Origin of the sequence: Sulfitobacter sp. SK011 (assembly GCF_003352065.1) — a bacterium.
Classification (GTDB): Bacteria; Pseudomonadota; Alphaproteobacteria; order Rhodobacterales; family Rhodobacteraceae; genus Sulfitobacter.
In genome coordinates this window covers 2,941,196-2,967,907 of the sequence record NZ_CP025803.1, presented here as the reverse complement: position 1 = coordinate 2,967,907, position 26,712 = coordinate 2,941,196, and the positions used below count along the sequence as shown (strand labels likewise).

Annotated in this window: 31 protein-coding genes; 10 read left to right on the top strand and 21 right to left on the bottom strand. The window is 56.1% G+C overall.

Annotation, left to right across the window (positions count from 1 at the left end):
- Positions 1-16: 16 nt before the first annotated feature.
- Positions 17-763 (bottom strand): metalloregulator ArsR/SmtB family transcription factor, encoded by a 747-nt coding sequence (locus C1J02_RS14595; protein WP_114879228.1) that lies wholly within the window; start codon positions 761-763, stop codon positions 17-19.
- 116 nt (positions 764-879) lie between these two features.
- Here C1J02_RS14595 and C1J02_RS14590 point away from each other — a divergent pair, with 116 nt between their 5' ends.
- From C1J02_RS14590 to C1J02_RS14575, 4 genes are all read left to right on the top strand, one after another.
- Positions 880-1,632 carry an alpha/beta fold hydrolase gene (locus C1J02_RS14590; RefSeq protein WP_114879227.1) on the top strand — a complete coding sequence of 251 codons (753 nt, stop codon included), beginning with the start codon at positions 880-882 and terminating at the stop codon, positions 1,630-1,632.
- Between the two features lie 128 nt (positions 1,633-1,760).
- Complete coding sequence (locus tag C1J02_RS14585) at positions 1,761-2,189, top strand: VOC family protein (protein WP_114879226.1); 429 nt, start codon at positions 1,761-1,763, stop codon at positions 2,187-2,189.
- Positions 2,190-2,206: 17 nt separating this feature from the next.
- Positions 2,207-2,848 carry a hypothetical protein gene (locus C1J02_RS14580; protein ID WP_114880620.1) on the top strand — a complete coding sequence of 214 codons (642 nt, stop codon included), beginning with the start codon at positions 2,207-2,209 and terminating at the stop codon, positions 2,846-2,848.
- A gap of 74 nt (positions 2,849-2,922) precedes the next feature.
- Positions 2,923-3,633 carry an alpha/beta fold hydrolase gene (locus C1J02_RS14575; RefSeq protein ID WP_114879225.1) on the top strand — a complete coding sequence of 237 codons (711 nt, stop codon included), beginning with the start codon at positions 2,923-2,925 and terminating at the stop codon, positions 3,631-3,633.
- A gap of 21 nt (positions 3,634-3,654) precedes the next feature.
- Here C1J02_RS14575 and C1J02_RS14570 read toward each other — a convergent pair whose 3' ends face one another.
- Together C1J02_RS14570 and phaZ are read right to left on the bottom strand one after the other, a co-directional pair.
- Entirely contained in the window at positions 3,655-4,242 is a 588-nt protein-coding gene (locus C1J02_RS14570; protein ID WP_114879224.1) for a DUF6151 family protein, read from the bottom strand.
- A 6-nt stretch (positions 4,243-4,248) separates the two neighbouring features.
- Positions 4,249-5,529 carry a polyhydroxyalkanoate depolymerase gene (gene phaZ, locus C1J02_RS14565; RefSeq protein ID WP_114879223.1) on the bottom strand — a complete coding sequence of 427 codons (1,281 nt, stop codon included), beginning with the start codon at positions 5,527-5,529 and terminating at the stop codon, positions 4,249-4,251.
- Positions 5,530-5,637: 108 nt separating this feature from the next.
- On the opposite strand from phaZ, the gene phaC reads away from it, so the two are divergent.
- The 3 genes from phaC to phaR all read left to right on the top strand — a co-directional run bounded on the left by phaC (position 5,638) and on the right by phaR (position 8,717).
- Positions 5,638-7,446, top strand: coding sequence for a class I poly(R)-hydroxyalkanoic acid synthase (phaC, locus tag C1J02_RS14560; RefSeq protein WP_114879222.1), 1,809 nt, complete (start codon positions 5,638-5,640; stop codon positions 7,444-7,446).
- A gap of 136 nt (positions 7,447-7,582) precedes the next feature.
- The gene (locus C1J02_RS14555) at positions 7,583-8,026 is read left to right on the top strand and encodes a phasin family protein (RefSeq protein WP_114879221.1); all 444 of its coding nucleotides are present in this window, start codon (positions 7,583-7,585) and stop codon (positions 8,024-8,026) included.
- 130 nt (positions 8,027-8,156) lie between these two features.
- On the top strand, positions 8,157-8,717 hold the full coding sequence (gene phaR / locus C1J02_RS14550) for a polyhydroxyalkanoate synthesis repressor PhaR (RefSeq protein ID WP_114879220.1): 561 nt from the start codon (positions 8,157-8,159) through the stop codon (positions 8,715-8,717).
- A 35-nt stretch (positions 8,718-8,752) separates the two neighbouring features.
- Here phaR and C1J02_RS14545 read toward each other — a convergent pair whose 3' ends face one another.
- The 17 genes from C1J02_RS14545 to secG all read right to left on the bottom strand — a co-directional run bounded on the left by C1J02_RS14545 (position 8,753) and on the right by secG (position 24,254).
- Complete coding sequence (locus C1J02_RS14545) at positions 8,753-9,931, bottom strand: DegT/DnrJ/EryC1/StrS aminotransferase family protein (RefSeq protein ID WP_114879219.1); 1,179 nt, start codon at positions 9,929-9,931, stop codon at positions 8,753-8,755.
- A 103-nt stretch (positions 9,932-10,034) separates the two neighbouring features.
- Positions 10,035-11,339 carry an FAD-binding oxidoreductase gene (locus tag C1J02_RS14540; protein WP_114879218.1) on the bottom strand — a complete coding sequence of 435 codons (1,305 nt, stop codon included), beginning with the start codon at positions 11,337-11,339 and terminating at the stop codon, positions 10,035-10,037.
- A 46-nt stretch (positions 11,340-11,385) separates the two neighbouring features.
- On the bottom strand, positions 11,386-12,744 hold the full coding sequence (locus C1J02_RS14535; protein WP_114879217.1) for a glutamine synthetase family protein: 1,359 nt from the start codon (positions 12,742-12,744) through the stop codon (positions 11,386-11,388).
- Entirely contained in the window at positions 12,744-13,430 is a 687-nt protein-coding gene (locus C1J02_RS14530) for a type 1 glutamine amidotransferase (RefSeq protein WP_114879216.1), read from the bottom strand. The genes C1J02_RS14535 and C1J02_RS14530 overlap by 1 nt, the downstream gene beginning before the upstream one ends.
- 3 nt (positions 13,431-13,433) lie before the next feature.
- The gene (locus tag C1J02_RS14525; RefSeq protein WP_114879215.1) at positions 13,434-14,768 is read right to left on the bottom strand and encodes a glutamine synthetase family protein; all 1,335 of its coding nucleotides are present in this window, start codon (positions 14,766-14,768) and stop codon (positions 13,434-13,436) included.
- A 106-nt stretch (positions 14,769-14,874) separates the two neighbouring features.
- On the bottom strand, positions 14,875-15,681 hold the full coding sequence (locus C1J02_RS14520; RefSeq protein ID WP_114879214.1) for an ABC transporter permease: 807 nt from the start codon (positions 15,679-15,681) through the stop codon (positions 14,875-14,877).
- Positions 15,678-16,559, bottom strand: a complete 882-nt coding sequence (locus C1J02_RS14515) for an ABC transporter permease (protein WP_114879213.1) — start codon at positions 16,557-16,559, stop codon at positions 15,678-15,680. Before C1J02_RS14515 ends, C1J02_RS14520 begins: the two co-directional genes overlap by 4 nt.
- A gap of 81 nt (positions 16,560-16,640) precedes the next feature.
- Complete coding sequence (locus C1J02_RS14510) at positions 16,641-17,375, bottom strand: transporter substrate-binding domain-containing protein (protein ID WP_114879212.1); 735 nt, start codon at positions 17,373-17,375, stop codon at positions 16,641-16,643.
- Positions 17,376-17,402: 27 nt separating this feature from the next.
- Positions 17,403-18,179: an ABC transporter ATP-binding protein gene (locus tag C1J02_RS14505; RefSeq protein ID WP_114879211.1), complete on the bottom strand. Its 777-nt coding sequence runs from the start codon at positions 18,177-18,179 to the stop codon at positions 17,403-17,405.
- Between the two features lie 114 nt (positions 18,180-18,293).
- Positions 18,294-18,737 (bottom strand): TerB family tellurite resistance protein, encoded by a 444-nt coding sequence (locus tag C1J02_RS14500; protein WP_114879210.1) that lies wholly within the window; start codon positions 18,735-18,737, stop codon positions 18,294-18,296.
- Positions 18,738-18,773: 36 nt separating this feature from the next.
- Positions 18,774-19,211 (bottom strand): TerB family tellurite resistance protein, encoded by a 438-nt coding sequence (locus C1J02_RS14495; protein WP_114879209.1) that lies wholly within the window; start codon positions 19,209-19,211, stop codon positions 18,774-18,776.
- Positions 19,212-19,220: 9 nt separating this feature from the next.
- Positions 19,221-19,871 carry a hypothetical protein gene (locus C1J02_RS14490; protein ID WP_114879208.1) on the bottom strand — a complete coding sequence of 217 codons (651 nt, stop codon included), beginning with the start codon at positions 19,869-19,871 and terminating at the stop codon, positions 19,221-19,223.
- Between the two features lie 22 nt (positions 19,872-19,893).
- Positions 19,894-20,187: a DUF1330 domain-containing protein gene (locus C1J02_RS14485; protein WP_114879207.1), complete on the bottom strand. Its 294-nt coding sequence runs from the start codon at positions 20,185-20,187 to the stop codon at positions 19,894-19,896.
- Between the two features lie 11 nt (positions 20,188-20,198).
- Positions 20,199-20,978, bottom strand: a complete 780-nt coding sequence (gene rlmJ, locus C1J02_RS14480; RefSeq protein WP_114879206.1) for a 23S rRNA (adenine(2030)-N(6))-methyltransferase RlmJ — start codon at positions 20,976-20,978, stop codon at positions 20,199-20,201.
- 195 nt (positions 20,979-21,173) lie between these two features.
- Entirely contained in the window at positions 21,174-22,031 is an 858-nt protein-coding gene (locus C1J02_RS14475) for a PhzF family phenazine biosynthesis protein (protein ID WP_114880619.1), read from the bottom strand.
- Positions 22,032-22,051: 20 nt separating this feature from the next.
- On the bottom strand, positions 22,052-23,695 hold the full coding sequence (locus tag C1J02_RS14470) for a CTP synthase (protein ID WP_114879205.1): 1,644 nt from the start codon (positions 23,693-23,695) through the stop codon (positions 22,052-22,054).
- Between the two features lie 202 nt (positions 23,696-23,897).
- Complete coding sequence (gene secG / locus C1J02_RS14465) at positions 23,898-24,254, bottom strand: preprotein translocase subunit SecG (RefSeq protein ID WP_114879204.1); 357 nt, start codon at positions 24,252-24,254, stop codon at positions 23,898-23,900.
- A gap of 305 nt (positions 24,255-24,559) precedes the next feature.
- Between secG and nthA the strand changes: the two genes are divergently transcribed.
- From nthA to C1J02_RS14450, 3 genes are read left to right on the top strand one after another with little or no spacing between them, the layout of a single operon-like run.
- Complete coding sequence (gene nthA / locus C1J02_RS14460) at positions 24,560-25,177, top strand: nitrile hydratase subunit alpha (protein ID WP_114879203.1); 618 nt, start codon at positions 24,560-24,562, stop codon at positions 25,175-25,177.
- Positions 25,174-25,848: a nitrile hydratase subunit beta gene (gene nthB, locus C1J02_RS14455; protein WP_114879202.1), complete on the top strand. Its 675-nt coding sequence runs from the start codon at positions 25,174-25,176 to the stop codon at positions 25,846-25,848. Before nthA ends, nthB begins: the two co-directional genes overlap by 4 nt.
- Positions 25,845-26,156, top strand: coding sequence for a nitrile hydratase accessory protein (locus C1J02_RS14450; protein ID WP_114879201.1), 312 nt, complete (start codon positions 25,845-25,847; stop codon positions 26,154-26,156). Before nthB ends, C1J02_RS14450 begins: the two co-directional genes overlap by 4 nt.
- On the opposite strand, the gene C1J02_RS14445 is transcribed toward C1J02_RS14450, so the two are convergent.
- Entirely contained in the window at positions 26,157-26,552 is a 396-nt protein-coding gene (locus tag C1J02_RS14445; protein ID WP_114879200.1) for a DUF6524 family protein, read from the bottom strand.
- Positions 26,553-26,712 lie beyond the last annotated feature (160 nt).

The window sequence follows — 26,712 nt, the reverse complement described above, 5'->3', positions numbered from 1 at the left end:
TCCTCCTTTCTGCAGATCACATTGGGGCTTTCATCGCGGTTCCGGTTTCAAGCCACGATTTGAGCGATGCGGCCAGCCGCGCCCAGCCCTCTGAAACGCCTTCCTGACCAGCTGGAATGTCGTAATGTTCGATCGTCAACTTGCAGAACGGGCCTTGCGGTTCGATGATGAACGCCATCTTTGACCCCGGCGCGTCAGGGCCAAAGAAATGCGGCTCAAACGTCGCCTCTATACGGGTTTTAGGGGTCACTTTGGTGGGGCGTTGCGACAGCATCTTGTTGCCATCGGGCAAAAGCCAGGTCAGTTCGCCCCCTTCACGCGCTTCGCCTTCAACACGGTCGCACATAAAGTGATAGGCGGCCATGCTGCCGGGATCGGTCAGCGCATCCCAAAGCGCGTCTTGAGTGCAGCGGATAAAGGTTTGCATCATGAAATCAGGTTTGGTCATAGTATTGGTCCTTTCGAGGGTTGCTTTAAGGGTCAACACCGCTCGGGCCGCTGGTTTTGCGAGCATCGGCTCAATCCAGCGATCTATGGTCTGCTGAAGGGGAAGTGCGTTCAGATAATGGTATTTGAAACGCCCTTCTTTCTTGGTCACCACCAGTTCTGCATCCTCAAGCACGCCCAGGTGCTTCATCACGCCAAAACGGGTCATATCCAGCAACTCCGTCAGCTCTTGCAAGGTTTGGCCGTCACGCTGACGCAGGGCATCCAGCAAAGTGCGGCGGGCCGGATCGGCAAGGGCTTTGAAGATACTGTCCATGAGAATCACTTATATGTGATTAAATAGTCACGTGACAAGATGGTCACCTAAAAATCATTCGGTTGCCCTTGGTCTGGACCCCGCGCATGATCTGAGCCAGACAAAGAGAGGCATGCATGAGCGATACCGAATTTCTGGAAACATCAACCGGCAGACGGCTGGCTTTTCACCGCACCCCCGGTCAAGGCCCTTGGATTGTGTTCTTAGGTGGTCTTAAGTCGGACATGATGGGTACCAAGGCCGTGTTTCTGGAAGACTGGGCACGCCAGCGGGGCCGGGCGTTTCTGCGATTTGATTATTCGGGACATGGGGAATCCTCTGGCACTTTCACCGATGGATGTATCGGCGATTGGGCCGAGGACACGCGCGAGGCTGTTGCGGCCCTGACAGATGGCCCGATCGTGCCGGTTGGTTCGTCCATGGGCGGTTGGCAAGCCCTGCTTTTGGCGCGCGCCGAGCCTGACCGCGTCGCAGGGCTGGTCACCATCGCTGCGGCCCCGGATTTTACCGAAGATGGCTATTGGGCGACATTTTCAGACGCCCAAAAGCAGAGGTTGAAAGATGTGGGGCAGGTTGAGTTGCCTTCTGACTACATGGAACCTTACGTGATCACCCGCCGCATGATCGAGGATGGTCGGCAGCAACTGGTGCTGCGCGATCCTTTGGATTTGCCCTTTCCAGTACGGTTCTTGCAGGGCACAGCGGACACAGCGGTTAGCGTTGCAACGGCGGTGCGGCTGTTGGAGCATGCGACCGGACCTGACATGCAGTTGCGTCTGGTCAAGGACGCGGATCATCGGTTTTCTGATGGGCCATGCCTTGAATTGATAGTTCATGCGATAGATGAAGTTATCACCGCAACAGTATGAAACTAAATTGGTAAATTTGACATATGGATCGCGAATCCTTGCCTGCCTCCGACGGTTGCCGCTGGATGACTGGCCCGCACGATTACCTCTTTTTCGCGTGCCATAACTGATTGGAAAGGACAGCGATCATGGACCAACGCATTTCACTGATCACATTGGGGGCCCGCGATGCGGCAGCCTTGGCCGGTTTTTACGATGCATTGGGCTGGGTTCGAACAGACAGCCCGGACGGTGTCATCGCCTATGATCTGATTGGACAGACCTTGGGGCTTTATCCGCTTGAGAAGTTGGCCGAAGATATCGGTGTCAATGTCGAAACATTGGGCCACGGGGCCGCAACCTATGCCTATAACGTTGCCCAAAAGGATCAGGTGGCACCATTGCTTGCCAAGGCCGAAGCGGCGGGTGGTAAAATACTGCGCGCGGCCTCTGACGTTTTCTGGGGCGGTCATATCGGGTATTTTTCGGACCCTGAGGGGCATATTTGGGAGGTGGCCTACAATCCGTTCTCACCACTTGGTCCAGATGGCGCATTTCGCTGGAATGGATACGGCTGATGCGCAAACCGGCCAGCATGTGGAGCCTTGAGACCTTTGGCCGGGTGCGGTTATCGAAATATTTCTACATGCGCGATTTTATGTATTCGGAGATTTCGGGGTTTCACGGCCAACCCAATGTGCCGGCCAACCCTGACCTCGCCATCGAAAATGGGCGCGCCTTTTGTACGGCACTGCTGGACCCGCTTGAGGAAACCTTTGGTCGGGTGGCGGTGCGATCGGGATATCGATCACCTGAATTGAACCGCTATGGCAATGAAAACAAACTTAATTGTGCGCGCAATGACCATCCGCTTGAATGCCACATCTGGGATCGGGGCAGTGACGATGCGGCCATTGCAGGCGCATCTATCGTGATCCCGTGGTTTGCCGATCAATATGATCAGGGGCGCGATTGGCGTGATTTGGCGTGGTGGCTGCATGATCATCTGCCTTATTCGGAGATGTGGTTTTTCCCAAAACTTGCAGCGCTTAATCTGGTCTGGCGGCCGCACCCTCAGCGCACAATATCAAGCTATATCGCGCCGCGTGGCATGTTGCTGCGGGGAGGGGAAAACCCGGCCGAATCTGATGCAGAGCGGGCGCGGAGATATGCCGATTTTCCGCCATTTCGCGGGATTGCGCCCCACTTGCCACCGGCGATGTTGCGGCCCGCCTGAGGCATGATATAGAGGCAGGGTAATGCAGCTAGGACAGCCCATGAAATCCTTTAGAATCAACAAGGTAAATCGGTATGTCTGAAGCTTTGGTTCTGCTGCCCGGCATGATGTGCGATGCGCGGTTGTTTGGGCCTCAAATTGCCGAACTTTCTGCCGAAATGGCGGTGATGGTTGCCCCCATCACCCAAGGCGAGCGGATCGAAGAGATTGCCTCAAGCCTGCTGGATCTGTTGCCGAAACGCTTTGCTTTGGCGGGGTTGAGCATGGGCGGCATTGTCGCGATGGAATTGCTGCGCCGTGCACCTGACAGGATCACCCGGATTGCGTTGATGGATACCAATCCGCTGGCCGAAACACCGGTCATTGCGGCCAACCGTGAACCGCAGATTGTCAAAGTCCGCTCGGGCCGGTTGCTTGAGGTGATGCGCGACGAGATGAAGCCGAATTATCTGGCACCGGGTCCATACCGGGGCGAGGTTCTGGACCTGGTCATGGATATGGCCGAAACCTTGGGACCAGAGGTTTTTATTCGTCAGTCGCGTGCCCTGCAACGGCGCAAGGATCAGCAGGCGACGTTGCGCAAATGCAAGGTGCCGACATTGGTGCTCTGCGGGGAACATGACACGCTATGCCCCGTAAAACGCCATACATTCATGGCCGAACTCATTCCGTTTGCCGAACTGGTTGTGCTTGAAAATTCAGGTCATTTGCCGACGCTGGAACAACCGGCAGAGACAACAGCCGCCCTGCGCAAATGGATGCAGCAGCCGTTGGTTCTGCGCTAAGCTCTCCTCGATACCGGATTATTAGCTGTCTTTTGGCAGCAGGGACGCGCGGGTGTCTTTGGGCAGGACTTGAATATCGCGGACCGGTGTCAGGGTATTCGTATCGAAAAACGGTGTTTGTTTCCAACGCCCTGAGAGCCGTGAACCTATCACACGCGTTGCCATGCCCAAAATCAGATAAGACAGCCCCTCGTGCTTTGGTTTGCCACCTTTGACCGGGATAAATCCACGTCCGACAATGGGGCCAAGGGGGCCTGTGTCGTCCAGTCGGTTCGTGCGTATTCCGACAAAAGCGAATTTTGGGGTGCGCATGGTGTTCAAAAGCGGTGCACCGCAGCAAGACGCATACCAGCGCAACAGGTTCTTTTCACCGAATGAAAAGACGGCCAGTTTGTCGTGGCCTGCGTCGAGCTGAATTCGGTCGGGTGTTGTCTGGAAGATGCCAACAGGGTTCGGTGCGGGGTCAGGTTGACCCAGATGGATTTCAGCGGCGCGGCAATCTGCACAAAAGCATTCCGCATGGGTACCACTGCGGGGATGCGCGCCGCGCAGGGTGCCTTTCAATGTGCCGCATTTGCAGCTGAACTGGATGTCTTTTGGTGCAGCCACCGATAATTACGCCGCCGCATTCTTGTTTGCAGGCTTCTTATCTTTGGTGCTCTGGGGAACATCATTGGCATCGATGAAATCAAGGACGAGCGGGCGGATATTTTCGCGCCAGCTTTTGCCGGCGAAAATGCCATAATGGCCTGCGCCTTCTTCAAGATGGCTGGCCTTCTTACTGTCAGGCAAACCCGTGCACAGATCCAGCGCCGCAATACATTGGCCGGGCGCGGAAATATCATCCTTTGTCCCTTCAACGGTTTTCACCGCGACGGTGGTGATCTTGCCAATATCGACCAATTTGCCAGCGACTGTGAATTCGTTCTTGGCAATCTCTCGCCCTTTGAAAATACGTTCGACAGTCGACAGATAAAACTCGGCAGGCATGTCCATGACCGCCAGATATTCGTCATAGAATTTGTTGTGCTTGTCGTCTTCGTGGGCTTCGCCACGGGCGGCGCGGTTGATCTGATCCTGAAACGCCTTTTCGTGGGTCTCTTTGTTCATTGAGATGAACGAGGACAATTGTAACAGACCGGGGTACACCTTGCGGCCCACGCCGGGGTATTTAAAGCCGACACGCTGGATCATGAACTGTTCGAGCTGGCCCATGGTCACGCGGCGGCCAAAGTCGGTGACGTCCGTCGGGGTGGCATCGGGGTCAATCGGGCCACCAATCAACGTCAGGGACCGCGGCTGTGCATCTGGATCTTCTTCGGCCAGATAGGCGGTCGCGGCCAATGTAAGCGGGGCGGGCTGGCACACCGCGATGACATGGGTCTCAGGGCCAAGGTGGCGCATGAAGTCAACGAGGTAGAGGGTATAATCCTCAACGTCGAATTTGCCGGCACTTACCGGAATATCCCGCGCGTTGTGCCAATCGGTAATATAGACGTCACAATCGGGCAGTAAGCTGATCACAGTGGAGCGGAGCAGTGTGGCATAGTGACCGGACATTGGGGCCACCAGCAGAACTTTGCGTTTCTTGATGGTGCGGCCCTGGACACGGAAATGGATCAGATCACCAAAATCGCGGCTGATCTCCTTTTCAACGCTGACAAGGCGATCCTGGCCATTGGCACCGACGAAGGGCGGGATCTTCCAGTCTGGTTTTACGACCATACGGGCGAATGTGCGTTCGGTGACTTCGCCCCATGCCGCCATCCAGCCCAAAGCGGGGTTTGGAAACATTGACAAAGCGGGGTAGGATGCCATTGCAAGCGCAGAAGCGCCGAGCCACTGATTGGTCGTCCGTATGGTTTCCATCAGGTCGTATGTTGCCATATAGCGCACAATGGGTCTCCTTTGTTATAGGCCCACGTTTGGGCAATTCGTCGCTTCTCCTGCCCAAAGGTGGGCGACGTTATGCTGCAGGTGCGAAGATAGGAGTTAAAAGTTAAGATGACAACAAAAACAACAGACCATGATGCAACTCCTGAGGCTTCGTTGTCTCGAATGGCCGAAAACCTCAAGAAAGTGGAGGCGCTGACCGAGCGGTTGACGCAGGTCATGTCGCATCGCCAGACCCACCAACAGGCGTTGGATGGGCCGAATCAAGAACTGTTTGCCAAAGCGTCCCAGTCCTATCTGTCCGAGGCGATGCAGAACCCTGCGAAGCTGATGGAGCACCAGATGGGGTATTGGACCAAGACAATCACCCACTTTATGGAAGCGCAGCAGGCGATGTCGAAGGGCGATCTGAGCGCGCCTGAGGACACGACAAGCACCGACGACCGCCGCTTTTCCAACCCGCTTTGGAAGTCACATCCCTATTTTAACTTTGTCAAAAAGCAATATCTGATCAATGCCGAGGCCCTGAAAACCGCCGTGGATAATGTCACCGACATGGACCCCCGCGAGAAAAAGCGGCTGGGATATTTCAGCCAACAGATCATCGATCTGATGAGCCCCACCAATTTTCTGGCAACCAACCCTGATGCGCTTGAACGCGCTGTCGAGACGGAAGGAGAGAGCCTGATCAAAGGGCTGGAGAATTTGATCAGCGATCTTGAGGCAAACAACGGCGAATTGGTGGTCAAGCTTGCCGATGAAACAGCGTTTGAATTGGGCCGGAACATTGCGACGACGCCGGGCAAGGTCGTGTATCGCAACAAAATGTTCGAACTGATCCAATACACGCCGAGCACAGAAAAGGTCTATAAGACACCGCTGGTGGTGTTTCCGCCGTGGATCAACAAATTTTACATTCTCGATCTCAAAGCGCAGAATAGCCTGGTGAAATGGATCGTGGACCAAGGCTATACGCTGTTTATGGTGTCTTGGGTGAACCCTGATCCCACCTACCGCGATGTCGGCATGGAGGATTATGTCGACGATGGCTATCTGGCCGCGATCCGCGAGGTCAAGGCGATCACCGGTGAGAAACAGGTGAACGCGATTGGCTATTGCATCGCCGGGACCACGCTGTCGCTGACCCTGTCGCTGCTGAAACAACGCGGCGACACGTCGATAAAATCCGCCACATTCTTTACTGCGCTCACAGATTTCTCGGATCAGGGGGAATTTCAGCCGTTTCTGACGGATGATTTTATCGACGGGATTGAGGCCGAAACAGTGGATAAGGGTGTACTGCCCTCAATCATCATGGCGCGGACGTTTTCTTTTCTGCGCTCAAATGATCTGGTCTATGGCCCGGCGGTCAAAAGTTACATGATGGGTGAAACGCCCCCTGCTTTTGATCTGCTCTATTGGAACGGTGATGGCGCGAACCTGCCAGCAAAGATGGCGATGCAGTATTTGCGCGGCCTCTGTCAGGGCAACAAGCTTGCCGATGGCGGATTTGATCTGATGGGACACCATCTGGAATTGGGTGATATCGATGTTCCCTTATGTGCCATCGCCTGCGAAACCGACCACATCGCACCTTGGAAGGATTGTTATCGCGGTGTGCAAATGATGGGGTCAAAGAGCAAGACGTTCATTATGACCCAGTCCGGGCACATCGCGGGCATCGTCAATCCGCCGAGCAAGAACAAGTACGGCCATTATACCAATGACGACCTGTCGCTGGACCACGAGGCTTGGCTCAAGGGGGCGAAGTTTACCGAAGGCTCATGGTGGCCACGCTGGGAAGCATGGCTCAAAAAGAAGTCCGGTGCTCAGGTTGAGGCGCGATTCCCCGGTGATAACGATTGGAAAATTCTTGCCGATGCGCCGGGCGAATACGTGGCAAAGAAGGCAAAGCTTTGATTTCATGCGCCTTTAGGGTGGCGAAAATTTTTATGCTGCAGTGCAGAAAAAACTTGAAATGCCGCACTGCAGCATGTATATCCTTTAGCAGAAGCGAAATGGTGGATGTTCCGCCAAGCATCAAAGGATTGATAAAATGACAAAGACACCAGATATGGCCGCAATGTTCAAAGACGTAATGGGTTCTTTCCCAGTAGACACATCTGCAATGGAAGGTTCTTTCAAATCAGCAACCGCGCTGAACGAAAAACTGTCCGGCGTTGCACTGACAGCTGCTGAAAAGTCTGCAGACATCTCAAGCAAGTGGACCAAAGACACTCTGGCGAAATTGGCCGACATGTCTAAAGCCAAAGCAGAGCCTGCTGATTATGCAAAAGCAATGACAGACTTCACATCTGCCTCTGCCGAAGTTGCAGCCGAGCACATGGCCGCTTTCGCTGAAATCGCGAAAAAAGTTCAGATGGACACAGTTGAACTGATGATGTCCGCAGGCAAAGACATGCAGCAAGACGCAACTGCTGCCGTGAAAAAAGCCACAAACGACGTGCAGGCTGCTGCGAAAAAAGCAACAGCAAAGTAAGAATACGCATCTCACATTGTTTCCTCCCAGATTGGTGTGAGGGCGGGGCAGGCTTATTGAGCCTGCCCTTTCTTTTTGTGCGGGCCTGCAATAAGCTGCACTGCAGCACGTGACATCTGGGAGGAACACCGTGGCGGACGCACCCAAACCATTGTTGATCAAACGCTACGCATCTCGGCGGCTCTATAACACTGAAACCAGTGATTATGTGACGCTTGAGGACATTTCGGGGTTTATCCGCGATGGCCGTGAGGTCCAGATCGTTGACCTGAAATCCGGCGATGACCTGACCCGGCAATATTTGCTGCAAATCATTGCAGAACACGAAAGCCGCGGCGAATCTGTGTTGCCGATATCGGTGCTGAACGACCTGGTCCGCAGCTATATGTCGGGCGACGTGTCGGTGGTGCCGCAGTTCCTGCAAACCTCCTTTGACATGCTCAGGGATGGTCAGTCGCGCGTGTTGGAAAACATGACGGCGATGAACCCGATGGCAAAGATGCCTGGCCTCGGCGTGATGCAAGCGCAGCAAGAAGCGTTCATGAAAGCCATGACAGGCGGATGGGGTGCCGGCGGCACAACGTCAAAACCTGCTGAGCCGCCAGAAGAGGAGCCAGATCAAAACGAAGATCTGGACGCGATCAAAAAACAATTGGCTGATCTGCAGAGCAAGCTTTCAAAATTAAAGTGACACGCCGACCGCGCATCCACCCCTAAATAACACCCTCAGGCGGCTTGCGCATCTGTCGTGGTTTCCAGCGCGGTCAGGATCACCTTGCACACCTGATCCAGTTCCGGTGTCGTCAGTTGCACAGGCAAACGGACATCACAGGCCCGCATCAGCATCGCGCGGGTGCGTGGCAGTTCTGGCAAATCTGTCAGGAACTGCCAATTCCAAAAGGCCCGTGCGTTATCAGTGCTTTGGCCAAAAACCTGCACCTTCACGCCGCCTGCATCCGCCGCGGCTGCAAAGGCCCGAATGGCGGCATCATCCATGTTTGCCAAATTGAACTGGATGGAATCTGGCGCGCGGGTTTCACCCTTGAGCGGGGCGGGCACATCAATGAACGGCGACTTTGACAGCTTTGCAGCCACATAATCATGGTTGCGCAAGCCGTCCGAGACGCGCCGCAACAGGTGCGGCAATTGCGGGCGGATGACGGCCGCCGCAAGGTTCGACAGACGCAGATTGTAGAGCGGAAGCTGGTTTTGCCAGCGTGCAAAGGCGTCCTGCAGAACCGGATGTTTCTTCCAGTTATGTTCATACGCACCCGACATGATGATCGCACGCGCGACCAGATCTGCGTCGTTGGTGATCATGATGCCACCTTCGCCTGCGTTGATCATTTTGTAGGACTGGAATGAAAAACACCCAACCCGCCCGATGGTGCCGATTTTGCGGCCCTGCCAAAGGGTGCCAAGCGAATGTGCTGCATCCTCGATCACCGGGATATTTGCGGCATCACAAAGCGTCATGATCGCATCCATGTCAGATGTGTGACCGCGCATATGACTGACGATCACCGCATCCACATCCGGCAATTTCGCGGCAAAATCTTTGATATCAATACGGTAATTGTCACCCACTTCGCACAAGACAGGCTCATACCCGGCATGCACGACCGCGGATGGGACCGCCGCAAACGTAAAACCCGGGATCAGCACGCGGGCGGATTTCGGCAATCCCAGTGCAAGCAAAGACAGGAAAAGTGCGGCAGAGCAGGACGAGACGGCAAGGGCGTATTTGACACCCATCATCTCGGCGAACTCCCCCTCAAGCAGCGACACCGGCGCATCCGCAGCAGCGGTATAGCGAAACAGGTCACCGGATTGCAGAAGGTCGTCAATTACCGCACGGGCTTCTTCAGGGATGGCTTCAGCTTGGTGAAGGTTTGGCATAGTCATATTTCAGATTTCCGAATGTTTGTTTTCGAAAATCTAAATTAAGACGATGTGTAAACCAAGTGCTTTTGCGCTCTTGGATCCGTATGTTTCGCGACGTTACCGTCTAAACGCCCAAGCGATCGCGCAGAGAATACCACGTCATCGCCAGCACCAGCATCGGGTTGCGCAACGCCGCACCGCCGGGAAAGGGCAGGGTGGGGATGCTGGCCATCGTGTCAAACCCATCTGCATCGCCCTGAACTGCACGCGCCATCAACATACCGGCGTGCGTTGCAGTGCCAACGCCGTGCCCGGAATATCCCGAAGCGGACAAGACATTGGGGGCCACGCGCGCCACATAGGGCAGGCGTTTCAGGGTGATGCCAAGCGTGCCGCCCCACGAATAGTCGATCTTAACGTCGCGCAGATGTGGAAAGATCACCGACATCGGTTTGCGCACCTTGGCGGCAATGTCTGCGGGAAACTTATAGCCATAGCTTTCGCCACCGCCAAAAAGCAGGCGACCATCATGGGACAAACGAAAGTAATTCACGACAAAACGGCTGTCGGCCACGGCCACGTCACGCGGCAGCACATCCTTGATCCGGTCGCCCAAAGGCTCGGTCGCGGCGATGAAATTGTTGATTGGCATGACCCTTGCGGCCACTTTGCGGTTCAGCCCGCCCAGATAGCCGTTGCAGGCAAGGATCACATGATCCGCCTCAATGCGCCCGGCGTCGGTTTGGACGATGGTCTTTTTCCCGGTCTCGATGTGATGTGCGGGGCTGGTCTCAAATATCCGCACGCCCGCTGCGCTGGCCGCCCGCGCCAGACCCAGCGCATAGTTCAGAGGATGCAGGTGTGCGGCACCCATGTCCAACGTGCCACCTACGTAATCAGGCGAAGGGCACACCGATTGCAGTGCTGCATGATCCAGCGTTTCGATCTGGTCATAACCGTAGAGGGTGCGCAGGTGATCGGCATAGGCGTGCAGATGGCCCAGATCGCCTGCGTTTGACGCTGTGTGTGCGACACCGGGCTTCAGATGGCAGTCAATGCCATGTTTCGAAATCAGCGACTTAACCAGATCCTTGGCGTCTTCACCCATCTGCCACAACCGCTTGGCATGGTCGGCACCAAGCATCTTTTCCAATCCGTCCTGTTCAACGCGCTGACCGCTGCCCAATTGTCCGCCATTGCGCCCCGACGCGCCAAACCCCACGCGTTGTGCCTCAATCAGCACCACGTCGCGGCCCGCTTCCGCCAGATGCAGCGCCGCTGAAAGGCCGGTATATCCACCGCCCACAACGCAGACATCCGCCTTCACAGCGCCTTTTAGGACGGCAAATCGCTCAGTCGGCGTGGCGGTTGCCGCATACCAGCTTTCCGGGTACTGCCCCCGTCGGTCATTGGCATAAAGCAGGTTCACATCTTCACCCTTTTACAAATACCGATGCGCTGCGCGCGCAGCCGGATCAGACGTTCATCAAAAGATGCTCGCGTTCCCACGGTGAAATGACCTGCAGGAACTCGTCATATTCGGCGCGTTTCACGATGCCGTAGACGCGCGCGAATTCCGGGCCCAGAACCTCACGCAATGCGGAGGCTTCATCAAACAGATCAAGCGCTTCACCCATAACGCGCGGGATGTCGCCATCACCATCGTACGCATCGCCCTTGAACTCTTTCCTTGGTTGTTTGGCCTCGACCAGACCGAGATAGCCGCAGGCCAGCGAGGCTGCGATGGCGAGGTAGGGATTGCAGTCCATGCCGGCAAGGCGGTTTTCGACCCGCCGCGCATTCGGGCTGGCCAGCGGCACGCGGATGCCGGTGGTGCGGTTGTCGCGGCCCCATTCAAGGTTAATGGGTGCGGCGTGGTCTTTCACATAGCGACGGTAGCTGTTCACATAGGGCGCAATCACGGCCAGCGCATCCGGCATGTGGTTCTGCAGGCCTGCGATGAAATGCATAAAGGCATCGGTTTCTGACCCATCGGCATTCGAAAAGATATTCTTGCCGGTTTTCGCATCCAGCACCGAATGATGAATGTGCATGGCTGACCCCGGCTCGTCCTCGATCGGTTTGGCCATAAAGGTCGCATAACATTCATGGCGCAGCGCCGCTTCGCGGATCAGGCGTTTGAAATAGAACACTTCATCGGCCAGACGAACGGGGTCGCCGTGGATCAAATTGATCTCCAATTGTCCGGCCCCGCCTTCCTGGGTGATGCCATCAATCTCAAACCCCTGCGCTTCGGCAAAATCATAGATGTCGTCGATCACGGGGCCAAATTCGTCGACAGCCGTCATCGAATAGGCCTGCCGCGCCGCTGCGGGACGCCCGGAGCGGCCAATCATCGGTTTGATTTCCTGAGCGGGATCAAGGTTGCGCGCCACCAGAAAGAATTCCATTTCGGGTGCCACAACAGGGTTCCAGCCTTTGGCCGTGTAAAGATCGACAACCCGCTTCAGGACATTGCGCGGTGAAAACGGCACTGGCTCACCATCGGAGCCAAAGGCATCATGGATGATTTGCAAGGTCCAGTCGCCGGTCCAGGGGGCGGCAGTTGCGGTGGACATATCGGGACGCAAAACCATGTCGCGTTCGGTAAAACCTTCTTCTCCCGCGGCCTCACCCCATTCGCCGGTGATGGTCTGATAAAAGATGCTGTCGGGCAGATGAAAATACTCCTGCCGCGCAAATTTTGATGCTGGCACCGCTTTGCCGCGCGCGATGCCGGGCAGGTCGGGGATGATACATTCCACCTCGTCAAGGCGTTTGCCCTCAAGGAACTTGCGCGCGGAGGCTGGTAGGTTTGCGGTCCAGTCGGCCATCAGGCCCTCTCTTTCTGCTTTTTCTTAAAGAATGCCGCCATTTCAGCAGCGATGTCGGTGTTGTTCAGGGGGGTCCCAAGCATCGTTGATGCCGCCGCAAGCTGGGCATCCGGTACCACACCCTTGCCACGGGTGTTGATCAGCCCCTCAATGAAGTCATGACCGTATTCAGGGTGCGGCTGGATGGTCCAGATCCGGTCATCGTAAAGCAGCGCGGCGTTCTCGCAAAAGTCGGTCGATCCGATAACTTCTGCCGCTTCCGGGCGCTCAACGACCTGATCCTGATGCCATGCATTCAGGGCAAATTTCTGCCCGTTGATGTCATATTCTGTGCGCCCGACTGACCAGCCGCCTTTAAATTTTTCGACCTTGCCACCCATCGCCTGCGCAATCACCTGATGGCCAAAACAGACACCAATCATCGGAACGTGGGCCGCGTAACAATCACGGACAAATTGTTCCAGCGGCGGTATCCAGTCGTGCGGTTCGTAGGCACCGTGTTTTGACCCGGTGATCAGCCAGCCGTCTGCGTCATCCACGCTGTCCGGGAAAATGCCGTCCACAACGGCCCAAGCCTGATAGGTGAACTCATCGTCCCCCAGCAGACGCGCGAAATATTTGTCATAAGCCCCACCATCCATCATGTTCTCGGGGGGGTGGCCAGTGATCAGGATACCAATTTTCATGTCTCACACCGTATCAAGGTAAATCTCGACCTGTTCTTGCGGGGTCAGCTCTTGCATATAATGCAGCTCTTGCCGCTTGGTCAGGACAAAGTTGCGGATCAGTTCAGGCGCAAAAATGCGCGCGACCTGCGGATCCTTCTCAAACAGATCAATGGCACTGGCCCAATCGGTCGGAATTTGTGGCAACTCGGCAGCATAGGCGTTGCCGGTGATCGGCGGGGGCGGCAGGATGCCGTCTTCGATGCCATTGATGGCAGCACCCAGCACAGCGGCCAGCATCAGATAGGGGTTCACGTCGCCCCCCGACACCCGATGTTCAATACGCCGCGCCTTATGATTGCCGGACGGGATGCGGATCGACGAGGTGCGGTTTTCATAGGCCCATGAAATTCCGGTTGGCGCATGCGCGCCCGGCACCATGCGGTCAAAGCTGTTGGCATGGGGGCAAAACACCAAGGCCGAGCCTGCCATCGCGTTCATACAGCCCGCAACTGCGTGGCGCATCACGTCGGTGCCTTCGGGTCCGCCATCGTCAAAGACGTTGTTGCCGTCTTGATCGAGCACCGAAAAATGGGTGTGCAGGCCGGAGCCCGCGTAGTCCTCGTAAGGTTTTGCCATGAAAGACGCTGCAAATCCGTGCCGGCGTGCCAACCCTTTGACCAGCATCTTGAACAGCCAGGCATCGTCAGCAGCGCGCAGGGCATCGTCGCAATGCATCAGGTTGATCTCGAACTGGCCAAGGCCCGCTTCGGAAATCGCGGTATCGGCAGGAATGTCCATTTCTTCGCAGGCGTCGTAGAGGTCGGTAAAGAACTCATCAAACTGGTCCAGCGCCCGGATCGACAGTGTTTCCGCCGCCTTGCGGCGTTTGTTGGATCTGGGTGAAATGGGCACCTGCAACTTGCGCCCGGAATCGTCGATCAGGAAAAATTCAAGCTCCACCGCACAAACAGGGGTCAGCCCATGCGCTTTGAACCGGTCCAGAACGGCGCGCAATGCATGACGTGGATCACCGGCATAAGGGCGGCCATCCTCACGAAACATCCAGATCGGCAACAGGGCAGAGGGCGCATCAAGCCAGGGCATCGGCATAAAGCCACGTTCGGTTGGCTTCAGAACGCCATCCGCATCGCCGGATTCAAACACCAGCGGGCTGTCGTCGATGTCTTCGCCCCAGATGTCGAGGTTCAGCACAGATACCGGAAACCGGGTGCCATCAGTTGCCACTTTGTCGGCAAAGCGTGTGGGGATGCGTTTGCCCCGTGCCTGACCATTGAGATCAGCGGCAGCCACACGGATGGTGCGGACCTGCGGGTTTTTGCGTAGCCAATTGTTCATAACTCACCTGATTTGGCGGTGGGCATGAAGTCAGCCGATTGGCTCCGCTGAGAGCCAAAATGCATCCGTCGCCCACGCGCCGGATAATTTGATCAAATGTTGGATACTACCGTATCAGATTGGGACGCAAGTTAATTTTTCGGCGCTGTGTCTGGGGCAGGTGCCGATTCAGCCGCGCATTGATCAATCCAAACACCGAGATCACACAAACCGTCAACACAATGAAATAGCCCGCCAGGATGGGATAGGGCACGAAGGGGTTAAACGTCTTGTCCGCGAAATAGCTCGCATAATAAAGCGCATCGCCGCGTTGCTGCCATGCCGGAAAGCCACTGAAAAAAACCAATGTGGTGGCATGAAACAGAAAGATCGCTTCGTTGGTATAGGCAGGCCACGCAAGGCGCAGTGACGTCGGCCAGATCACCCGGCGAAAGCGGGTCCAGCCGGTCAACCCATAGGCATCCGCAGCCTCGACATCACCCTTGGGGATGGATTGTAGCGCGCCATAAAAAATCTCGCCGGTATAGGCGGCGGTGTTCAGGAACAAAACGATCAGGGCACCCAGCCATGCGGCGGTGAAGGCATCAAAGAACGGGTTCACAGATTTGAGGCTGAGAAACAGAAAATACCCAAAGAAGAACTGGATAAAGAGCGGCGAGCCCCGGAAAATAAAGATGAACCATTCCGCAGGTTTGCGGATCCAGGGATTTGCCTGCGTCTTGCCGACGCCAAGTGCTGTGGCCAGCACAAAGCCCGTTACAAGGGCGACAACGCCAAAATAGATGTTCCAGATCATGCCGGAACCAATCAGCGTGAATTGTTCGCACAGGGTGAAATTATCCTTTGGAAGCAGGCGTTCCCCGATGCCAATTGAGCGCAGCCCGTAATCCTGAATGGTTTGCAAGCAACTCATGCGGCTTTCCTTTGCGCTTCGCCGCCCGTGGTCGCCTGACCGCGTGTGAGACGCTTCATCAACCGGTCCAGCACAATTTCGGAGACGCGTGTGAAGCACAGGTAAAAGATCAACAGCACAAAGAAATACCACATCCGCCAGTCACCATGCGGATAGTCGGTAAAGCGCGATGTCTTGGTGCCGCCAAGTTCGCGCGCCCAGTACACGATGTCTTCGACGCCAAGCAGGAACAACAGCGGCGTTGCCTTGATCAGCACCATCCAAAGATTGCTGAGGCCGGGCAACGCATAAACCCACATCTGGGGCACCATCACCCGCCAGAATGTCTGACGCCGCGACATGCCATAAGCCTCTGCTGTTTCAAGCTGTGCATGCGGGACGGCGCGCATCGCACCAAAAAGAACGTTCGCTGCAAAGGCCCCAAACACGATGGCAAAGGTCACGACCGCCAGCGAAAAGCCATAGCTTTCGTGAACCCACTGCGATGCATTCCCGAGCGGCATCTTTGCGGCCTGACAGACGACAAAATCATTTCCCTGTCTGACGGGCAGTTCCCAGTCGGGGCAAAGCACCTTGTGGCGGGTAAATTCGATGGCCTGATCCAGAGCGATCACAAAGAACAGAAAGAACGCAATGTCCGGCACGCCGCGCACCAGCGCGATGTAGGCTTTGCCAATCCAGCGGACGAGGAAAAAGCTGGCCCGGGCCGCCATTGCACCGGCAAACCCAAAACCCAATGCCACAGGGGCCGTCACCGCCAGCAGCAGCAGCACTTTTATGAAAGAACCATAGAACGACATATGCACGCCCGTTGTCAGATAACAGGCGAGCCATGGCAGGCGTTCAAGTGTGGAAGGATCGGCGCAGAATGAGAACATATAGCCCTGTCAGATCGTCGGGGGATGACCCCCGGCGCGGCAAAGTCAGGCGCGCCATTGCGGGCGCGCCTGAGCGTTGGTTCAGTAGGTTGCGGTTTCTTCGCCGAACCACTTTTTCAGCATGGTGTTCAGCGACCCATCGGCCTTCATCGAAGTGATGGCGGCGTCAAACTTTTCTTTCAGCTCGGCGTCGCTTTCGCGCAGGCCAAGGCCGATGCCGCCACCCAAAGGCACGTCGTCACCGACAAACATCAATTCACCAGATGATTCCTCGACGATTGGCGCGAGATAGTCCTTGTCCGCAAACACCGCGTCCGCTTCACCATTGCGCACGGCGGCGACGGTTTCTTCGGGTGTCGCAAACTCGACCAATGTGGCACCGCTTTGGGCGACATAACCGGCCTGAATTGTGGATGTCTGTGCCGCAATAATGCCGCCTGCCAGATCAACGCCTTCGGCGGTTGCGATATAGGCAGAAGCGGTTGGCGGATAATAGTTCTGTGTGAAATCAATGACTTCATCACGTTCATCGGTGATGCTCATGCCGGCCATGATGGTGTCATAGTTGCCCGATACGAGGTTGGGGATGATGCTGTCCCAATCGTTTTTGACCCACTCACAGGTCAACTCAGCGCGCAGGCACAACTCATCGCCCAATTCGCGCTCAAACCCGTCAACTTCGCCAGCGTCATTGATGAAGTTGTAGGGGGGGTAGGCACCTTCGGTGCCCATGCGGATGGTTTTGCCGTGGCCATCAGCCATGGCCAGACCGGCGGTCATTGCCAGTGCTGCGGAGGCAAGTAAGATCTTTTTCATGTGGTAGTCTCCCTTTTTTGTTTTTGTTTACGAGGCTTGGGTTGCCGATAGAAACCCTTGCAGTCGTTCTGATTTGGGCGCGCCAAACAATGTCTCTGGCGGCCCTTGTTCTTCGATCAACCCCTGATGCAGGAACACCACGTGATCTGACACATCAGCCGCCAGTTTCATATCGTGGGTTACGATCATCATGGTGCGCCCTTCGGCGGCCAGGTCCTTGATTACCTTGACCACTTCCTGTTCCAACTCCGGGTCCAGCGCAGAGGTCGGTTCATCAAAAAGCAACGCTTCAGGCTCCATGCACAGCGCCCGCGCGATTGCCGCACGTTGCTGTTGGCCGCCAGATAGTTGCGCAGGATAAACATCGCATTTATCGCCGATCCCAACCTTGTCGAGGTACCCACGCGCGGCCTCTTCGACCTCGGCGCGGTCGCGGCGCAACACGGTCAGCGGTGCCTCCATGACATTTTGCAAGATCGACATATGCGCCCAGAGATTGAACTGCTGGAACACCATCGAAAGGTTGGTGCGGATGCGCAAGACCTGTTTGGCATCTGCGGGGCGGCGGTTATGGCCTGTGCCTTTCCAATGCACCGGTTCGCCCTTGAAAATCACATCGCCCTGCTGGCTGTCCTCAAGCAGGTTACAGCAACGCAGCAATGTTGATTTGCCAGACCCGGATGATCCAATCAGCGAAATCACGTGGCCGCGTGGCGCTGTGACGCTGACACCTTTGAGAACTTCTAGTGCTCCGTACGCCTTGTGCAGGTTGTTGATTTGGATAACCGGGGTCTGTTCTGTCACGGCGGTAAGATCACTTTTCTCGTTTCAATGCGGTATAAAGGAATAATTCCCATCCGATTGCAACGCAGAGTTTTCGCAGGCTTTGGAATCGCTGTGTTAACCTAAGGTAAGCGCTTAATTATATTGCGCTTCAACACGTCGGCGCGCCATGGCGCTGTCGGTGTCGGAAACCCCAAGCAGGCTTGCCACCAGTCGCAACAGCGCATCCTCTTCGTCAGCACGGGTGCCATCGGCAAGCACGATCTGCCAAAGCGCCTGGATCACATCGAGGCGGTCGTCATAAGGAACCGCATCTTTGATGGCGCGGGTGAACCTGACGGTATCAGGTGCCTCTGATTCGACGGATTCGGCGTCTGCGCGCAGCTTTTTGGCTGCTGCCGGATCAAGGCCATACCGTTGCTGGACAATCTGGTCGATCAGCGCGCGTTCGCGCGGCGCATAATCATTGTCGGACCGCGCGATCCGCACCAACAGCGCAGTCAATGCAAGGCGCGCATCCGCATCGGGCAGCGGGGCGGGGTTAGGCTGTATCAGCCGCTTAAAGAGATCATCGAACATGAACGGGATATAGGTCGGTTGTGGCGAAAGGCCAAGTCAGATCGCTTTGAGAGCATTTTCGCGCGCTGCCTGCATGTCGGCATCCGTCAGACCAAGCGCCGTTTCAATCGCGAGCAGTTGAATCTCTTCTTTTTCGTCGCGGGTTCCATCGACCAACGCAACCGCCCACATAGCATCACTCAGCGCCTTGCGGTCGGCATAGGCCACTTCTTCGCGCAGGATTGCCGCAAATTCGGGCGTGCCGGGCGCGTCCCGTTCCAGTGCTTCACAGGTCGCGCGCAGTTTTGCGGCCTCCAGTGGTTTGAGGCCAAAGGTCTGCGACAGGATGCGATCAATCTGGCCAACTTCCGAGGCCTGATAATTATTGTCTGCAAAAGCAACGCGCACCAAAAGTGCCCCAAGGGCAAGCTGCGCGTTGGGCTGTGGCAGGGGTTTCGGTGCGGGTTTACGGCGGGGAAAAAGGCGATCAAACATTCCGCAGCTTTAACTTATCTCGGGCGGTTTTCCAAAGCGTAAAGTGTCTATTGCCAGGCCTTGTGGGTCCGTGTTTGTGACAATTATGCCAGCAATATCGTCAATCCCGCGGTCGCGGGCAAATGCAACGGTAAATTCACCTGTCGGATCAATCGGCACAACCCCGATCAGCGACCCATCGCGGCGCATGAAACTGACCATGGCGACACCGGCCTCGCCACCGCGCAGATCAAATGCAAGCGCCGACTGGTTCTCATCAAACAAGACCGCAATGGCCCCTTCGCCCTGGGCTTCGCGTTTGGGATATCCGGCTGTGCCATAGCCGTTCAACACTGTCGTGCCTCCAAATCGGACAACAGACAGGTTTTGCCCGGCGGCCCCCGGCATCATCGTCAGTGGTCCAAACGGCGCGCCTTCTATCTGATCGTGGGTTCCGACAGTGGTGACCAGTTGTCCGGCAAAACGTTCGCCAAAGGTTGCCCCGGGCAGGGGCAGTATATCGTCGACCTTGAATCCCGGCCCACCGCCACTTTGAATATCGTCAAATGTGATGATCTGAGGCAGCAGCAGGCTTTCTGGATTGACCAGACAGACAGGTGCCCCACAGGCCAAAACTCCGGTGGGCACGAGGGCGAGTATCAGGGCGCGCAAAACCGACATAAACCGGATGCTAGCACATTTTTCAGCCTTCGTATCCCTCAACAATCATCAATGTTCCATCAGCCACATCTAAACGAATGGATTTGGCGGCCTGATAGTCGGCACTTTCATAACAGGCCAGCGCATCGGAATAGCTTGGAAATTCGATGATGACGGTTCTGCTTTTCACGGGTCCTTCTACGGCGTTCTGTGTGCCGCCGCGGACCAGAAATTTGGCACCAAAATCCTTGAGAGGTTTCGCATTTGCGGCGCGGTACGTGTCATAGACCTGCGGGTCACGCACATCCATGTTTGCAATCCAATAACCTTTGGCCATTATTTTTTCCTCTATTTCAAAGTGTTATACAGTCCTGAAATCGCCTTGGCCGCCTCGGCCAGCCCAAAAGGCGGGTTGATCACAAACAGGCCAGAGCCGACCATACCATGCCCCGGACGGGCAGGGGCAAAGCGGACCTCATGGCGCAGCGCATCCGGGTGCGCGCCGCCAAGCGCGCTTAGCATCGGTTCATGGGCGCGACTGGTCAGAATGGGGTACCACACCGCGATAATGCCGACATTCCACGCCTTTGCAAGCTTGCCGATGTGGCGCGGGATATCGGTGTAATCGGCCTTTATTTCATAGCTCGGATCGATCAGCATCAGCCCGCGGCGCGGGGTTGGCGGAGTCAGGGCAAAGGCCATCTCGAACCCGTCGCGCAGGTGGCATTTGACGGGATAGGGCGACATCGCCAAATCCAGCGCGCTGTGTTCGCGCGGGTGCAGTTCGGCCAGATGGATCACGTCGGTGGGGCGCAGCAACGATGCGGCCAAAAGGGGCGAACCGGGATAGGCGTCGGGGCCATGATTGGCGCGGGTTTTTGCAAGAACTTTCGCGTAGGGATGATCAGCGTCAAACCATTGATCAACCTTTGTAATTCCCTGTTTCGCCTCACCGGTTTTGACCGCCGCCACATCCGTCAGATCATAAAGCGCGCGCCCGGCATGGGTTTCCATATAGGTCAGTGGTTTGTCCTTGCGGGTGAGGTATTCAAGCATCCACGCCAGCAAGGCATGTTTATGAACGTCGGCCAGATTTCCGGCGTGGTAGATATGTTGGTAGCTGAGCATGGTCGGGGGTGTAGCGTGTTAACCTGTGGACGCAAAGGTCAATGCGCTGGGATTGGGCCATAAGAATGCCGCAATGATCAACCAAGGGATGTTCAGGGAACGGACGAATTGGCACGAGCAAGCCGATTTGCCAAGCGTTTGCCTATCAAAACGCACCCTAAAAGGCATCTTTGCTAAGCATTGCCGCCTGATAGATCATTCTGGGACACGGATACGTCCGCTTGAGATTGGCACAGCCCGTCCTGCCACATGCACCGCCTCGATCGCGCCATTTTGGGCGGTGACGGTCAGGTTGATTTGGCTGGGTCTGCCCATGTCCTCGCCCTGTTTCAATACAAAGTGGTTTTCGCCGTCAACTATGGCACCATTGGACAGCAATTGGGATGCAAGCAAAGCGGAGGCGGAGCCTGTTGCGGGGTCTTCGGGTATCCCTGAGGCGGGCGCAAACATGCGGGCGTCGAAATCGGAGGAATAGATATAGGCCGCAGAAACCCCGCCTGATATCATGAGTTTGGACCAATGCGGTTCAATCGGTCGGGCACGTTTCAAAGCATGCCGTGTTTTGATTGGGATAAACAGAAACTTTGGCCCTCCTTCGTGCACGTCGATGGTATGCAAGCCAATATCTGAGACTTTCAAATCAAGCGCTTGAGCCGCAAGATCGGTTTCAATGGCGATGTTTTGAGGAAATGGGACGACAGGTGCCTGAAATTTGGCAAGGCCATCGGTGATTTCCACAGGGACCAGCCCGGCTTCTTCCTCAAGTGTGACATGGTTCAGATTGTATTTGTCCGCCAGCATCAAGGCGGCCCCCACAGTCGGGTGTCCGGCAAACGGGATTTCCGCTGTTGGAAAAAATATTCGCGCGCGCGCCGTGTGGCTTGGATCGCGCGGTGCCATCAGGAAGATCGTCTCGCTCAGATTGAATTCGCGCGCCATCATCTGCATCTGATCTGTGCTTAACGCGTCAGCCCCGGTGACAATTGCCAGCGGGTTTCCGGAAAATGGCACATCGGTAAAGACATCCCATACTTCAAATTCGAGCGCTTGCATCGGCATTCCCTCCGACAACCTCACACCAGGCGCGAATTCTCTTTCGCTGCCCTTACAAAATCCTTGAACAGCGGATGCGGGTCAAAGGGTTTTGATTTCAGCTCTGGATGAAACTGCACGCCGATGAACCACGGGTGGTCCGCCCATTCGACAATTTCCGGCAATTTACCGTCGGGGGACATGCCGGAAAAGATGAGGCCCGCTTTCTCAAGCTGGTCTTTGTACGCGATATCAACCTCATAGCGGTGGCGGTGACGTTCGTCGATGGTGGTGGTGCCATAGGCCTGTGCGACTTTTGAGCCGTCTTTCAACGTTGCGTCATAGGCCCCCAGACGCATGGTGCCGCCCTTGTCGTCGCCGACTTTGCGTTCAACCTTGTGGTTGCCCTGTACCCATTCCTTGAGGTGATAGACCACGGGTTCAAATCGTTTTTTCCCGGATTCGTGGTCAAATTCTTCCGACCCGGCAGATTTCAGGCCCGCGACATTGCGCAGCGCCTCGATCACGGCCAATTGCATGCCCAGACAAATGCCAAGATAAGGAACCTTGTGTTCACGGGCGTATTGCGCGGCCTTGAGCATGCCTTCGGTGCCGCGTTCCCCAAACCCGCCCGGTACAAGGATCGCGTGGAACCCTTCGAGACGGGGCGCGGTATCCTCGCGTTCAAAAATCTCGGAATCCACCCATTCGACCTTGACCTTGACGCGGTTGGCCATGCCGCCGTGGGTCAGCGCCTCGGCAATCGATTTATAGGCATCTTCAAGCTGGGTGTATTTGCCCACAATCGCCACACGCACTTCGCCCTCGGGATGGTGGATGCGGTCGTAAACGTCGTGCCAGACGGCCAGATCGGGGCGCGGCGCAGGGGAGATGTTGAAGGCATCCAAAACCGCCTGATCAAGGCCCTGCGCGTGATAGGCCAAGGGCGCCTCGTAGATCGATTTCAGATCATAGGCGGCCACAACGGATTCTTTGCGGACGTTACAGAACAGCGCAATTTTCTCGCGTTCCTTTTCGGGGATCGGATGTTCGGATCGGCAGACCAGAATGTCCGGCGCGATGCCGATGGATTGCAGTTCCTTGACGCTGTGCTGCGTCGGCTTCGTTTTCAATTCACCGGATGCGGCCAGATAGGGCAACAGGGTCAGATGCATGAAAATGCACTGGCCGCGCGGTTTGTCATGGGAAAACTGGCGGATCGCCTCGAAGAAGGGCAGACCTTCGATGTCACCCACGGTGCCACCGATTTCGCAGAGCATGAAATCAACCTCATCATCGCCAATTGCGATGAAGTCTTTGATTTCATTGGTCACATGCGGGATCACCTGTATGGTCTTGCCCAGATAATCGCCGCGCCGTTCTTTTTCCAATACGGTGGAATAAACGCGGCCGGATGAAATGGAATCTGTTTTGCGGGCCGCAACCCCGGTAAAGCGCTCGTAATGCCCAAGGTCCAGATCTGTTTCCGCGCCATCGTCGGTCACAAACACTTCACCATGTTCAAACGGTGACATCGTACCGGGATCAACATTGAGATAGGGGTCAAGTTTGCGCAACCGCACCGAATATCCGCGGGCCTGCAACAACGCCCCCAGGGCCGCCGATGCCAGACCTTTGCCAAGCGACGAAACCACACCACCGGTGATAAAGATATAGCGCGCCATCTGTGTTATTTCCCCCGCGTTTTGGTTTCGAGCGTTGTTTTGCTGCGTGACAAAAACCAGCCAAATGCGCTGCGGAAAACCGCAGCACCACGGGATTTAAGCCTAACAGGATTCGGATGATCAAGGCAAGGCCGGACGCAACATGATGTTGCGAAAAACGGAATTACCTCAACTTATTGTGGTTCTTTATGCACTCAGGTGCTTAGTCAGCGGCTGGAACAAGGGGCGTGGTGTCATCTGCCGAAGGCGGCAACAGGCCTTCTCCCTCTGGCAGTGCGGGTGCGTCATTCAATGCGGGTGGTGTCGCGCTTAACCGATCAATGACCGACGATCCGGCAGATTTTTCCGCAACGATGATGGTCAGGGTGATCGAGGTTATCAAAAAGCAAATGCCAAAAAGCCAGGTCAGTTTGCCAAGGGCTGTTGCCGCAGACCGGCCCGACACTGCGCCGCCACCGCCACCCATGCCCAGACCGCCCCCTTCGGAGCGCTGCAAAAGGACTACCGCAATCAGGCAGAGTGCCAGAATGAGGTGGATGATCAGGACGACATTTTCCATGGGGTGCGTGCTTTCGAATTTGTTTGCGGGTATCTAGGCATGTTTGCCTTTGGGGGCAAGGGAGGATTGCCGCTGCCTGCGAATCACTACAAGCAAAGACCGCCGTATGGGGACGGCGGTCTTTTGAAACGGTGCTTCCACATCTTATAGAAGGGTTATCCTGGAATTGAGGTGGATCAGACTCGTTTCGTGTCGTGAGTGTATCATAATTTGTGGCCTTTTTCTCGCAAAAAATCATCCGCAAAATGAGAGACTTGGGCAGGCTGGCCATAGACAACGCCATTTCGGTGGGGCAGCATGTGTAAATGCCTCATGATCACTCAGACCACGATCACCCTCACGCCCTGCTGCCGCCGGACCCGGCGTTGCGGATCAAGGCGCTTGAGACGTTGCTGACCCAAAAGGGGCTGATAGATCCGGCAGCGCTTGATGTGATTATTGATACCTATGAAAATAAGATCGGCCCCCGCGACGGCGCGCGGGTTGTGGCGCGGGCCTGGGCTGATCCGAAGTTCCGATCGGCGCTATTGGCGGATGCGACAGCGGCGGTTGCCGACATGGGGTTTTTTGGCCGTCAGGGTGAACATATGGTTGCAGTTGAAAACGCAGACGGTGTGCACAACATCGTCGTTTGCACGCTTTGTTCATGTTACCCTTGGCCGCTGCTTGGCATTCCGCCGGGATGGTACAAATCGGACGCGTACCGCGCCCGTGTGGTGCGTGAGCCGCGCAAGGTTTTGGCGGATTTTGGTGTCACATTGCCCAAGGATACGGCTGTGCGCGTGTGGGATTCTACGGCTGAGGTGCGCTATCTGGTGATCCCGGAACGCCCTGCGGGCACGGATGGCATGGATGAAGAGGCGTTGATGGCGCTGGTCACGCGCGACAGCATGATCGGCACCGGATTGGCGAAGGTTCCTTGAGCCGCGTACACGACATGGGCGGACGGTTTGGCGACGGTCCCGTGGTGCCCGAACCTGAGGATGTGAAATTTCACGCCGATTGGCATCCGCGCGCCTTGGCGGTGACCCTGGCGGCCAACTATCTTGGCCAATGGAACATCGACGTGTCGCGCCATGCGCGCGAATGTCTGGCCCCAAAAGATTATGCACGCTTTTCCTACTACGAAAAATGGATGGGCGGGCTTGCCGATCTGTTGGTCGACAAAGGAATTGTAAGCCCGGATGACCTTGCCGGGCATGCCACCCCGACGCCCAGCCCACTGGCCGCCAAGACGCTCATGGCAAATCAGGTTCCGGCAGTTCTGGCCAAAGGCGGCCCCGCAGATCGGCCCAGCAATGTGACACCTGCCTTTGCTGTCGGCGATGTGGTTGCCACCCGCAAGATTGCAGAAAATGTGCTGGTCGCCGGAGGGCATACACGCCTGCCTGCTTATGCCGCCGGGGCCAAGGGTCGTATTCTGCGCCTGCATGGCACCCACGTCTTACCTGACAGCAATGCGCATGGCATGGGCGAAGCGCCCGAGCCGCTTTATGCTGTGGCCTTCCCCGCAACAGAGCTTTGGGCGCACCCTGAACATCCGCGTGATGAGGTCGTGCTGGACCTGTGGCAATCGTATCTGTCCAAGCCATGAACGCGCCGGACCCGGTATTTGAAGCCCCCTGGCATGCACAGGTTTTTGCCCTGACCGTGCATCTGAACGAGGCGGGACATTTTGCATGGGCTGACTGGGCCACACGCTTTGGCGCGACCCTTGCCCGCCAAGGGGTGGCCCGTGACCTCAATGGAGGCGATGATTACTTCACCGCATGGCTTGAGACCCTGGAAAGCTTTCTGTCCGAGCTTGGGATGACAAACGCAGATGCGGTTGAGCTACTGCGGGATAAATGGGAAGCCGCCTATCTCAGCACCCCGCACGGCGCACCTGTCACCTTGGATTGATCACTGATCTACATCGTCCATATCGGCCTGACCTGACAACGCCCGGCGCATGTGGCTCCAGCTTAACCCAATGCCCAGAACGAAACTGAGGGCCGCCAAGGCGAGCCAGACATTCATGCTGGAATTATCCAGCCTTAGCACACCCAGATCATAAAGCACCCAGAGTGCCGCGGCCACAACCGCAAGCACCAACAGCATTCCGAACCCGCCGATTGAGCGCAACGTGGCGCGCAAATAGATGATGTAGCCAATGGCCAGCAGCAGCCCCAGCAACACAGCAATCGACATGTTCATGCCGCCAAAATCGCGCACCCAATTCACATAGTTGTATTCGGTGGGGTTGAATGTCACCGCGAGCAACAAGAATGCGCACAGCCACCGCATGATAAAGCCCATTGAAAATTCCTTTGCCTCTTTTTGGGGAAAAATATCCCCACCGGAGGTAGAAAGTCTATGGGGCTTCCTGCATCTAATCTGCGTGCCGGTCTTTTTGCAGTTTCGCCCATGCGACAGGCCCGCTATACGGGCGCGGGTTATCTCGAAAAGGAATACCAGT

Bases quoted from the DNA above. Each gene is read 5' to 3' on its own strand.
- C1J02_RS14545 (WP_114879219.1), bottom strand. From the start codon at position 9,931: ATGACTATGCCAAACCTTCACCAAGCTGAAGCCATCCCTGAAGAAGCC.
- C1J02_RS14495 (WP_114879209.1), bottom strand. From the start codon at position 19,211: ATGTTTGATCGCCTTTTTCCCCGCCGTAAACCCGCACCGAAACCCCTG.
- phaC (WP_114879222.1), top strand. From the start codon at position 5,638: ATGACAACAAAAACAACAGACCATGATGCAACTCCTGAGGCTTCGTTG.
- C1J02_RS14445 (WP_114879200.1), bottom strand. From the start codon at position 26,552: ATGGGCTTTATCATGCGGTGGCTGTGCGCATTCTTGTTGCTCGCGGTG.
- C1J02_RS14585 (WP_114879226.1), top strand. From the start codon at position 1,761: ATGGACCAACGCATTTCACTGATCACATTGGGGGCCCGCGATGCGGCA.
- secG (WP_114879204.1), bottom strand. From the start codon at position 24,254: ATGGAAAATGTCGTCCTGATCATCCACCTCATTCTGGCACTCTGCCTG.
- C1J02_RS14475 (WP_114880619.1), bottom strand. From the start codon at position 22,031: ATGCAAGCGCTCGAATTTGAAGTATGGGATGTCTTTACCGATGTGCCA.
- C1J02_RS14595 (WP_114879228.1), bottom strand. From the start codon at position 763: ATGGACAGTATCTTCAAAGCCCTTGCCGATCCGGCCCGCCGCACTTTG.
- C1J02_RS14555 (WP_114879221.1), top strand. From the start codon at position 7,583: ATGACAAAGACACCAGATATGGCCGCAATGTTCAAAGACGTAATGGGT.
- C1J02_RS14535 (WP_114879217.1), bottom strand. From the start codon at position 12,744: ATGGCCGACTGGACCGCAAACCTACCAGCCTCCGCGCGCAAGTTCCTT.
- C1J02_RS14530 (WP_114879216.1), bottom strand. From the start codon at position 13,430: ATGAAAATTGGTATCCTGATCACTGGCCACCCCCCCGAGAACATGATG.
- nthA (WP_114879203.1), top strand. From the start codon at position 24,560: ATGCCTCATGATCACTCAGACCACGATCACCCTCACGCCCTGCTGCCG.
- rlmJ (WP_114879206.1), bottom strand. From the start codon at position 20,978: ATGCTCAGCTACCAACATATCTACCACGCCGGAAATCTGGCCGACGTT.
- C1J02_RS14510 (WP_114879212.1), bottom strand. From the start codon at position 17,375: ATGAAAAAGATCTTACTTGCCTCCGCAGCACTGGCAATGACCGCCGGT.
- C1J02_RS14520 (WP_114879214.1), bottom strand. From the start codon at position 15,681: ATGAGTTGCTTGCAAACCATTCAGGATTACGGGCTGCGCTCAATTGGC.
- C1J02_RS14575 (WP_114879225.1), top strand. From the start codon at position 2,923: ATGTCTGAAGCTTTGGTTCTGCTGCCCGGCATGATGTGCGATGCGCGG.
- C1J02_RS14515 (WP_114879213.1), bottom strand. From the start codon at position 16,559: ATGTTCTCATTCTGCGCCGATCCTTCCACACTTGAACGCCTGCCATGG.
- C1J02_RS14485 (WP_114879207.1), bottom strand. From the start codon at position 20,187: ATGGCCAAAGGTTATTGGATTGCAAACATGGATGTGCGTGACCCGCAG.
- C1J02_RS14450 (WP_114879201.1), top strand. From the start codon at position 25,845: ATGAACGCGCCGGACCCGGTATTTGAAGCCCCCTGGCATGCACAGGTT.
- C1J02_RS14470 (WP_114879205.1), bottom strand. From the start codon at position 23,695: ATGGCGCGCTATATCTTTATCACCGGTGGTGTGGTTTCGTCGCTTGGC.
- C1J02_RS14525 (WP_114879215.1), bottom strand. From the start codon at position 14,768: ATGAACAATTGGCTACGCAAAAACCCGCAGGTCCGCACCATCCGTGTG.
- C1J02_RS14490 (WP_114879208.1), bottom strand. From the start codon at position 19,871: ATGTCGGTTTTGCGCGCCCTGATACTCGCCCTCGTGCCCACCGGAGTT.
- C1J02_RS14580 (WP_114880620.1), top strand. From the start codon at position 2,207: ATGTGGAGCCTTGAGACCTTTGGCCGGGTGCGGTTATCGAAATATTTC.
- C1J02_RS14590 (WP_114879227.1), top strand. From the start codon at position 880: ATGAGCGATACCGAATTTCTGGAAACATCAACCGGCAGACGGCTGGCT.
- C1J02_RS14500 (WP_114879210.1), bottom strand. From the start codon at position 18,737: ATGTTCGATGATCTCTTTAAGCGGCTGATACAGCCTAACCCCGCCCCG.